Consider the following 7,557-nt stretch of genomic DNA (forward strand, 5'->3'; position numbering starts at 1 on the left):
GCGTTTATGCAGCTTCGCTTCGTATTGATCTGCGCAAAAGCCCTCGGCTACGAGCTGGACGGCACGCAAAAGATAGAAAATTTAAAATTTAAAAATTTCATCCGCCCGGGCGATGAAATTTTTATCAAAATCACCGAAGCAAGCGGCAAACTCCGCTTTGAAATTTCAAACGACAAGGTCTGCGCCAGTGGAAGAATCTGCCTTTAAGCCCGCGTTTTTACTGCCCTACTTCAACCACCCCGCGCGTATCGCCGAGCTCGTGCACGCCCTGGCACCCATCGCGCCCGTGCTGATCGTGGACGACGGCAGCGACGAAGCGAGCAAAGGCGCGCTAAATGGGCTTGCAGCTCAAATTTACACCCGCGCGCAAAACGGCGGCAAAGGCGCTGCCGTGTGCGACGGGCTGGCGTGGGCAAAGGAGCTTGGATTTACGCACGCATTTCAGATCGATGCGGACTTTCAGCACGACGTGAGCAGATGCGAGGAGTTTTTGGCGCTTGCGGCGCGACAGCCCGCCGCGCTGATCTGCGCCGCGCCCGCGTATGACGAAAGCGCACCCAAATCCCGCCTGCATGGACGCAAGATAATGAATTTTTGGTGCGCGATAAATACCCTCTCGCACCGCATAAAAGATGCGATGTGCGGCTTTAGAATTTACCCGCTAAAGGGGATCGTGCCGCTTCTTCCCCGCACTAAAAGCCGCAGAATGAGCTTTGATGCCGAAATTTTAATCCTAGCCGTGCGGGCGGGGCTAGAGATAAAATGGCTCGATCTAGCGGTGCGCTACGAAGCGGGCGGAGTGAGCCACTTCGCGCCGTTTCGAGATAATTTCGGAATTTCGCTGATGCACGCGAGGCTATTTTGCGGGCTCCCGCTTTGGCTTGCAAGAATCGCGCTAGAGCGCGCCTGCGATAAATTTAAAAAGCGCGGCTTGCAGGATGTTTCGCAGCAGAGCGCAGATGAAATTTTGCAAGGGCTAGCGGGGCAAAACCTTTGCAGCGGCGCGCGGCGCGATAGTTACAAAAATACAAAAGAGGAGATGGGCAGCGACGCAAACGAAAAAGCTGGTACCGAAAAATGCGGCGATAAAGCCGCAGCGCAAAGCTCACAGGCGGAAAATTCAGCGCAAAACCCGCTCGTAAAAGCCTCATCGCAACATGCCGCCGCAAAGGACGGGCGCGATGGCTAAGCACTGGAGCGAAAACAACGAAAAGGCGGGCGCGGCGCTTTTAAATTTAGCCCGTTTCGTCACGCTTCACACGCCTGATTTTTGCATGCGAGGCACCGCGCTTTGCATCTCGGCGATCTATTGTGCGCTGCTTAAAAACGAACGGCGCGCGATCAGGGAGTTTTTGCGGCGCGCGCTTGATCGCGAGCCCAAGATCCGCGAAATTTACGCGAATTTTTATAAATTTTCCCTCACTCTATGCGAAAAAATCGCAGTTTGGAACGGCAAGATCGCGCTAGATCAAATTCGCGTGCAAGACGGTATGAGGGAACTTTTAAGCGACGGAACGGGCAAAATTTTAATCACTTCGCACTTTGGCAACACCGAGATCGCGCGCGCTCTTTCGGCAAGCACGGCGGGGATAAAAATCAACGTGCTAATCTTTCGCAAACACAGCGAAAATTTTATGAAATTTATCGAAAAAATGGGCGGCGGCGTGAAAATTCTCTACGTCGGCGAGCTCGGCATCGGCGAGATGCTGCAAATCAAAGAACTACTGCAAAACGGCGAGCATATCGCAGTAATGGGCGATCGTATGCCGGTGGGCTCAGATAAATTTCAAAGCGAGGATTTTTTAGGACGCAGCGCGAACTTCCCGATCGGCGGCTACCTGCTTGCCAAAATTTTGGACGCGCCGCTATTTAGCCTATGGTGCTACGAAGGGCGCGAAGGGCGTGAGCTTCGGCTGCAGCCGCTGCCTGCGCCGCTAAAGAGCCGCGATAAGGCGCGATCGGTCGCGCTAGCGCTTAAATGCTACGTGCGTCAGCTCGAGCTTTATGCCAGAGAATTTCCTTCTCAGTGGTATAATTTCTTTGATTTTTGGGCACAAGGAAAAAACGCGAGCGATGCGGAGCGCGACGGCACCGTAAATTTCGGCGAGACGAGCATGGATACTGCGTCAAATTTAAATGGCGCAGCGGATTTAAACGACACGGCGAATTTAAATACGGCGTCAAATTTGAAAAGTACGACGGACTCGGATACTGCGCTAAATTTAGATAATTCAAATTTAGCCGCCGCAAAATCCGCCGCGCAAGACGAAAAATTTCATAGCGGAGAGAGGAATGAAAGAGTATAAATTTCGCGCCAGATTTTACGACGCCGATCCGATGGGCGTGATGTGGCACGGCAACTACGTAAAGCTCTGCGAGGACGCTAGATGCGAGTTTTGGCGCGACGCAGGTTACACATATATGCAGATGAGAGATGATGGATTTATATATCCCATTATCAAAATGGAGTTTAAATTTATCGCGCCGATACTTTTTGACGACGAGGTTGCGGTGAGCATCGAGCTGCTTGAGTGCGACACGATAATAAAATTTTCCTACCGCATCAAAAACCTATCGGGCGCGCTCCTAGCCAAGGCAACCACGTCGCAAGCCGCAGTAGAGCTTGATTCTAAAAGAACGCTGTATGAGATACCGCCGCAGCTAAGGGCGTGCGCGGATAAAATTTTAGCAGAGAAAAATTACGCGGGTAAAATTTCGGCGGCAGGTAAAATTTCGACAGAAAATGAAATTTCAGTAGCAAACAAAGCCGCGCCTGAGCGAGACCGCACTAAAAACGCCGCGGCAAATGAAATTTTGCCTAGCGATAATGGACAATGAAATTTTTTTAGAGAGCATAAAATTTAAAGGACTACGATGAAAATTTTAGCTTTATTTTTAGCGATTTTGGGACTTGCGAGCGCGCTTGAAGTAAGCGATCTGGCGCTTAAGACCGACAATATCGGCGGCAAATTTAGCGAAACGCTCAGCATTGAGGGCTTTGCTGAACCCGTACGAAGCAGCGGCGAGTTTAGGATCAAAGGCGGCGAGCTGTTTTGGACGACGCTAAAGCCAGTGCGAAGCGAGCTAAAAATCGGCGCGGACGGCGTCTTTGAGCGTAGCGGCGAGGCGTGGGTCAAAAGCGCCGATTCGCTTTTTGATAAGGACACCTTTTTGGCGATCTCGCGCCTGGACGTAGCGCGGCTTAGCAAAAATTTCTCGATCGCGCTAAGCGGTAGCAAAGATGCGTGGCGCGCCGAGCTAAGCCCAAAAGGGATGCTGCAAAATATCTTTAAAAATATCGTGATCGAGGGCGGCGCCTACGTCAGGGTGCTGCGGATCAGCAGCGCTAACGGCGACGTGAGCGAAAACGTATTTTCGGGCGTCGTGAGCTTAGATGAGTAAGGGCGCGGTTTTAGCGGTATTCGGCGCGGTTTTCATCGCGCTTTGCGCCTTTATAGCGCTAAATTTAAACCGCGTAAATTCCGATTTTTACGAGCTAAGCGGCATCGAAATTTCGGGCGAGCAGAAACAGAGCGTCGAGGATTTCAACCGCGAGATCGCGAGGCAAATCATCGTCGCAAGCGCGAAGAGGGCGAGCTTTGACGCGTTCATTGCAGATATGCAAAAAAGCGGGCTTTTTGAGAGCATAATCTATGAGGTAAAGGATGCGAGCGCGTATCAGAGCGAGCTTGCGCGCTTTGCGCCCGCGATGCTCGATGATGCGAGCGTGGAGCTTTTAAAAAGCGATCCGCAGGCTTTTTTTGAGCGCAGCGCGCGTGAGCTTTATTCAAAATTTCGCCCGCTTAGCCTCTCGCAGGACTTTTTCTCGCTCAGCCTTCACTCGCGCCTCGGCGCTCGCGGCGCTATCAAGCTCGATCCTGCGCAAAACCGCTTCATCGCGATCATTGACGGCGCGCCGCACTACCTCGCTACGGCTAAGCTTGCTCCGAAAGCAAATGACGACGCGCTTAGCGCGCTTGTGCGCGAGGCGCAAAAAAGCGAAATTTTAATCTCCGGCACCGCCCTTTTTAGCGCGATGGGCAAAAGCGCGGGCGTGCGCGAAAGCTCCGTCGCGGGCGCCGTATCGCTTAGCCTGTGCGCGGCGCTGCTGCTGGCGGCATTTTCGCGCGCACGGATATTCTGCCTGCTGCTGCCCGCGCTTTTCGGGCTCGCCTGCGGCGTAGCGGCTACGATGGCGATCCGCGGCTCGATCCACATCCTAAGCGCCGTAGTTTCGACGAGCCTAATCGGGCTGATGCTGGATTACGCGGTGCACTGGCTGGGCGCAAACATCTCGCGCCGCATCGAAGCTCACTCGATAAAAAGCATGCGAAACATCCTGCTTCTAGGGTTTTTCATCACTGCGGGAGGCTACTTCGTATTTTTATTCAGCCCGTTTTTTCTGCTCAAAGAGATCGCGATCTTTGCAATAGCCGCACTTGCGGGGGCATTTTGCTTTAGCTACTTCGCCCTGCCGCTACTACTTGCCGGGGCGGAATTTCGCCCCGTCCCGCTCTTTGCAAAAGCTCTTGAGCTCTACGCAAAGGCGCTTTGCAAGATAAACCTAAGCCTCAAAGCGCTTGCCATCGTTTGCGCGGCGCTGCTTGCATTTTTGTATTTTAAAATGGAGCTTAAGGACGACGTCAGCGAATACGCGAGCTTGGATAAAAACCTGATCGCGATGAGTGCCAAACTCGCAAGCATCGGAGGCTCCAGCTTCGATCTGATCGTGGGCAATGATGCAGGCGCGGTAGCCAAAGAGGCCGTAGCGCGCGGTCTTGCGGACTCCTACACCGGTGCGCCGATTTTGGATCCCGCTACGCAGAGCTTTATCAAGCAGGCCTTTGTAAACTACGATAGAAGCGCATTTTTGCGTCTTGGACTCAGCCGCGAGCTCGTGGACGCGAACTTTGCCAAGATCGCGGATGCACCCATTTTAAGCTACGAGCAGGCTAGAAGCTCCGTCCTTTTTGCCGCGATGCCGAGCATCGATCCGCATATCGCTTTTTTGCGCGGCGTGCGCGATAAAGCGGCCATTAGCGAGCTTACCGCGCAGATGGGCGCGCTGCATCTAAATATGCGAAGCGCCATAAGCGAGGCGTTTTCACAGATCAAAATCAACGCTCTGTATCTAAAATGTGCCGCATACGCCCTCGCGCTCGCACTGCTGTGGGCGTTTTTCGGCGCGCGGACGGCGTGGCTGATCGTCATCTGTGTTTTTGCGACAAATTTGGCCGTGCTTGCCCTGCTTAGCGCATTCGGCGTAAGCGTGAATATATTTGCGATCTTTGCACTGATCCTCTCGGGCGCCGTGGGGATAGACTATATGATCTTTGCAAACAACGACAAAATGGCGCTTAGCGATAAAATTTTCGGCATCACGCTCGCGTCTTTAACCAGCATAATCTCTTTTTTTACGCTCGCTTTCAGCTCCACCAAGGCCGTGGCGCTGTTTGGGCTCTGCGTCAGCCTCAACATCGCGCTAGCGGCGATCTTGGCGCAAGTTTTGGCGGCAAGCAAGAAAAGCTAATCAAGCGGGAGCCAAAGAGCCGAAAGTACTAAATAGACGCTCTTTGCGTCGCTTGCAGATAAAATTTTATGAAAAAGTGTGCCGTAAATTTACGTAGCCTCGGCGAATGAAAATTTAGCCTAGCGCGCCGCAAGATAAAATTTAACTAATCGAAGCGCGAGATGAAATTTCGACCAAGCAAGCTGTGAACCGGAATTTAAAAAAACAAGGTTGCGGGATAAATTTTAAAAGTCGATCTTTGGCGCAGCGCCTTGCGGTCATTAAATTTAAACCCTTGCAGCGCGTTATTAAATTTAAACTCATGCCGCCCGCAAGCTACCCGCGCAGTAAATTTAAATCTACTCCGCGACATCCTTTGCGGATCGTATTACAAGATACACGGATTATCGCTGTAAATTTAGCTCACGCGCTCCGCACCTACGCACTATTTGAACGGCAAAATTTAATCGTTTTCGTGCCTGCGCCGTACGCCTACGATATTTTCGGCGGCGGCGGAGCGAGCCCGACGTGTTCGCATTACGACGGCACCGTTATCTTTTGTGCGCTATGCAGCCGATCCGCCCTATTCGCCGCTTTTGCCCGCTTTTATCATCTTTATAAATTCCTTTGCGAGCTTGGATGGTTTTTTATACACGACCGAAAACGACACATCCAAAAGCGGCTCATCCGCGACGTCAAAGAGCGCGATGTAGTCTTTTTGCGTCTCAAAAATGTACCGCGCGAAGCTAAAACTCACGCAAAGCCCCGCTGCGACCATCGCGTTAGCCACGTACAGATAGGAGGTGTCGCAGAAAATTTGAGGCGTAAAGCCCGCGTTTTCGAATATCTTTTTGAAGTTCGATTCGCTTTTTAAAATTTTACTGCTGATTGCAAATTTATCGAATTTGAACTCGCTAAGCGCGATCTTGGGGTATCTCTCGGTAGAATTTATACTCGCTTCCGAAACGGCAGGATGGGAGGAGCAGACGCTTAGAAGTAGCCTGCGCTTTTTTATAAACTCGCACTCAAGCCCCTCCGCAGAAAGCTCGCCGAAGTGCGCAGCATAGACGATATCAAGCTCGCCGCTTTTTAGCATCTCGATGAGCGCGGGTTCGGAGTGAGCGTGCACGACCCTGATGTCAGCTTTGGAAAACCTGCTATAAAACACCGCGATGATCTTTTCGATAAATTTAAAGCTGGTCGAGGTCGCGCCGATTACGAGCTTGCCCGTTTTAATAGACGAAAGCCCGCGTATTTCGTTATTTAGCTCCTTATTGAGCCTAAGCATATTTTTCGCTCTGGCAATGTAAATTTCGCCTGCATAGGTAAGCTCAAGCCCATTTTTTCTATCGAAAATTTCGACCCCGAGCTCCTTTTCTAAAAGCATAATGCTCTTTGAAAGCGACGGCTGGGCGATACCAAGCTCGCTTGCCGCTTTTGTAAAGCTTTTAAGCTCCGAAATTTTTACCGCAAATTCCATATGTCGCAGGCTCATATTTTGCCCCTTCGGTTGAAATTTTATAGTCTTTAGCTATTAAATTATATACCAAATAACATTTGACTTACATAAAGATTTAATATAAAATTACGATATTAATCTTTAAGGTTAAAAATCTCTAAATAAAGGGGCAATATGGAGAGACGCGATATACTGAAAATGGGTATGGTAGGAGCCGGCGCACTCGCACTTAGCGCGGTAAATGCGCAAGCAAGCGCAGTGGACGCAAAGGACGTCAAATTTGACGAAGAGTGGGATGTCATCATCATCGGTAGCGGCTTTGCGGGGCTTGCGGCGGGCTTAAAAGCAGCCGAAAAGGGCAACAAAGTCTTGATTCTCGAAAAGATGGGTCGTATCGGCGGAAACTCCGTCATCAACGGCGGTGGTATGAGCGTACCGATGAACCCCGTGCAGGAAAAAACTGGCATCAAGGACAGCAAAGAGCTGTTTATGAACGACTGCCTAAAAGCAGGCCTTGGCATCAACCATCCAGAGCTTTTAAGCACCCTAGCCGATCGCGGCTTGGACGCGTTTAAATTCCTCGTCGATA

The 7,557-nt window shown here is 51.2% G+C and carries 7 protein-coding genes and 1 pseudogene; 7 read left to right on the plus strand and 1 reads right to left on the minus strand.

All coding sequences use genetic code 11. From position 1 onward, the window contains the following. The 6 genes and pseudogenes from Q0369_RS01785 to Q0369_RS01810 all read left to right on the plus strand — a co-directional run. Positions 1–207, plus strand: a pseudogene (locus Q0369_RS01785) (3-phosphoshikimate 1-carboxyvinyltransferase); the annotation flags it as partial. Further along, entirely contained in the window at positions 188–1,189 is a 1,002-nt protein-coding gene (locus tag Q0369_RS01790; RefSeq protein ID WP_298095168.1) for a glycosyltransferase family 2 protein, read from the plus strand. The pseudogene Q0369_RS01785 and the gene Q0369_RS01790, both read left to right, overlap by 20 nt. Beyond that, positions 1,182–2,306: a hypothetical protein gene (locus tag Q0369_RS01795; RefSeq protein ID WP_298095171.1), complete on the plus strand. Its 1,125-nt coding sequence runs from the start codon at positions 1,182–1,184 to the stop codon at positions 2,304–2,306. The genes Q0369_RS01790 and Q0369_RS01795 overlap by 8 nt, the downstream gene beginning before the upstream one ends. Further along, a complete protein-coding gene (locus Q0369_RS01800) occupies positions 2,293–2,838 on the plus strand; it encodes a thioesterase family protein (protein WP_298095174.1) in 546 nt (181 codons plus the stop codon). Before Q0369_RS01795 ends, Q0369_RS01800 begins: the two co-directional genes overlap by 14 nt. A gap of 36 nt (positions 2,839–2,874) precedes the next feature. Then, the gene (locus Q0369_RS01805; protein ID WP_298095178.1) at positions 2,875–3,402 is read left to right on the plus strand and encodes an outer membrane lipoprotein carrier protein LolA; all 528 of its coding nucleotides are present in this window, start codon (positions 2,875–2,877) and stop codon (positions 3,400–3,402) included. Further along, the gene (locus Q0369_RS01810; RefSeq protein WP_298095185.1) at positions 3,395–5,530 is read left to right on the plus strand and encodes a hypothetical protein; all 2,136 of its coding nucleotides are present in this window, start codon (positions 3,395–3,397) and stop codon (positions 5,528–5,530) included. Before Q0369_RS01805 ends, Q0369_RS01810 begins: the two co-directional genes overlap by 8 nt. Before the next feature lie 562 nt (positions 5,531–6,092). Here the strand turns inward: Q0369_RS01810 and Q0369_RS01815 are convergent. Continuing rightward, positions 6,093–7,004 carry a LysR family transcriptional regulator gene (locus Q0369_RS01815; protein ID WP_298095188.1) on the minus strand — a complete coding sequence of 304 codons (912 nt, stop codon included), beginning with the start codon at positions 7,002–7,004 and terminating at the stop codon, positions 6,093–6,095. Between the two features lie 138 nt (positions 7,005–7,142). Here Q0369_RS01815 and Q0369_RS01820 point away from each other — a divergent pair. Then, positions 7,143–7,557: FAD-dependent oxidoreductase (locus Q0369_RS01820; protein WP_298095191.1), on the plus strand; the 415-nt coding region annotated here is incomplete at its 3' end.

It is taken from the genome of uncultured Campylobacter sp., from assembly GCF_938030685.1.
GTDB lineage: Bacteria > Campylobacterota > Campylobacteria > Campylobacterales > Campylobacteraceae > Campylobacter_B.

Coding starts and splice junctions, on each gene's coding strand:
- Q0369_RS01795 (WP_298095171.1), top strand. CDS start 1,182: ATGGCTAAGCACTGGAGCGAAAACAACGAAAAGGCGGGCGCGGCGCTT.
- Q0369_RS01800 (WP_298095174.1), top strand. CDS start 2,293: ATGAAAGAGTATAAATTTCGCGCCAGATTTTACGACGCCGATCCGATG.
- Q0369_RS01805 (WP_298095178.1), top strand. CDS start 2,875: ATGAAAATTTTAGCTTTATTTTTAGCGATTTTGGGACTTGCGAGCGCG.
- Q0369_RS01810 (WP_298095185.1), top strand. CDS start 3,395: ATGAGTAAGGGCGCGGTTTTAGCGGTATTCGGCGCGGTTTTCATCGCG.
- Q0369_RS01815 (WP_298095188.1), bottom strand. CDS start 7,004: ATGAGCCTGCGACATATGGAATTTGCGGTAAAAATTTCGGAGCTTAAA.